A 1802-nucleotide genomic window follows, 5' to 3' on the forward strand; every position below is an offset into this window, starting at 1 on the left:
AAAGGCCCGACCGTCCGCGTGGCCCGGTCACCACCGGCGCTCGGGATCCGCTGGGAGTCATCGGCGCGCGGCTGCGGCCGTGGCAGGGACGCCTCGGCGAGATCCGCGCCGTCCAGATCGGTCGTATGCGCGCCGTCCCGAGCGGCACCGAGCCCTCCTCGCCCGTTTCAGGAGCAGTTGTGGGACTGCGCGACCAGCCCGCGGGACGCGGAGCGCGGATGGCGGCACGGGAGGCGCTCAGCGAGCACCTGCGCGAGTTGCGTGAAGCCCGCGCCGGACGTGATGACCCGCGCTCCTCAGTGCCGCCGGCCGCGGGGTGACCGCGCCCGGTCCGTCCGCCCGCGCGGGCCCCTGCTCCTGGGGCCGCGCGCGGTGAGATGCCACCAGCCGCACGCTGCACACCGGTAGGTCGCGCGCTCCACCCGTCCAGGCTTGCGTCCGGCGGTCGGATCGGCACGGCGCAGCCGGCGCACCCGCATCAACTCCCGATCCGCCGCCGCCCCGTCGGCGAACCCTCGCTTGCCCGAGCTGCACAGTGGAGCCTTGCAGGTCAGCAGCGACTGGTAGTTGCTCATCGGGCCTCTCCAGCCTCGGTGAATCCCGCGCCGGTGCCCTCGACGAGCTCGACCCAGTCCAGCCAACGCCGCAGGTCATCACGCAGATCACGAGCCTGGTCCAGGCCTAGGAATGCCGGAGTGCCGAGAGGCTGACCAGCTCGTGTCACCGCCGTCACGAACGCGATCCCCGGCTCGTCCCAGTCGGTGACTCGGCCGACGACCTTGCCTCGTTCCAGCGAGCCGATCTCCACCTGCGGGGCCGACACCACGTGAGACCACACGATGCTGCGCTCCGCCGGTGGGAACCCGCCGGTGAGCGCCTCGGCGAGCACCGGCACGAGCGGACCCCGCATCCACTGGGTGGCAGCGTCGATCCACTCAGCCAACCGGCGCACCTCCTCTGGCCGCAGCGCCGTCACCTGACCGCCGTCCTGATCCGGATCGATGGTCGCGACCATCAGCTCCGGCCGCTCGACCCGCGGACCCATCTGCGCGGTGAGCACCACCCCCGAGACGCGACACCGCTGCAGCGAGAACACCGCGGTCGCCCGACCGTCGATCCCCGGACCGTGCACCGGCCGCCCGCCACCCGCACACCGAGCAGGACCCGCTCCGCGGCGGCCGTGCCTATAGGTCAACCCGCTCACTGACAGTCTTACGATTGCCGAGCACTCCGGACTTACAGCCTTCGCCGTTTTCTTCCACCTCTTTGACGAGACAGCAGTCATTTCACGATCCGTTCTCTACGGTTAGTCACTGCGCTTTCGGAGCAGCGACCTGGGCAAGCGGGCCCGCGGTCGGGCAGCGCGCCTCGGTGGTGAAGGCCAGGTGACCGTAGCAGCGTTAATGGCGCGTCCGCAAACCCTTCCAGCATGATCAACATCGCCGTCACAGATTACTCAGTACCGATATCCTGGTGAGAATCTTGCACCCTTCGAAAGGGTCGCCATAAACGCTACTGTCAGGGTTCGTCGGAAGTCTCTGAAGTAGTAATTATTGGCACCGTCTTTGTCTTTTTCCGTGAGGTTCCAAGTTTCCGGGGCGGGGCGCGCCCTGCGGCGCGGCGGGAGCCAGTCCTCGGGGGCGGAGCTTGGTGCTGGCGCACCGCCGGCTGGACATGGTCGGCGGGACTCTCGACTCTCTCGTGTCGTGCCCGGTCCCGAGGTCGCGTTCGGACCCGCAGTCCTCCGCGGGCGAGCTCGCGGACGCCTCTCTGTGTCTGCCCTGGCGGGTGCTGTCGGTCGG

1 protein-coding gene and 1 pseudogene are annotated in these 1802 nt (G+C 69.4%); one reads left to right on the top strand and one right to left on the bottom strand.

From position 1 onward, the window contains the following. Positions 1-320 (top strand): annotated as a pseudogene (locus WHI96_RS27595) (hypothetical protein); the annotation flags it as partial. A 251-nt stretch (positions 321-571) separates the two neighbouring features. Here the strand turns inward: WHI96_RS27595 and WHI96_RS27600 are convergent. Further along, positions 572-1096 (bottom strand): hypothetical protein, encoded by a 525-nt coding sequence (locus WHI96_RS27600; protein ID WP_345650440.1) that lies wholly within the window; start codon positions 1094-1096, stop codon positions 572-574. Between the last annotated feature and the right edge of the window lie 706 nt (positions 1097-1802).

The organism is Pseudonocardia tropica (assembly GCF_040105315.1).
In the GTDB taxonomy this organism is placed as follows: Bacteria; Actinomycetota; Actinomycetes; order Mycobacteriales; family Pseudonocardiaceae; genus Pseudonocardia; species Pseudonocardia alni.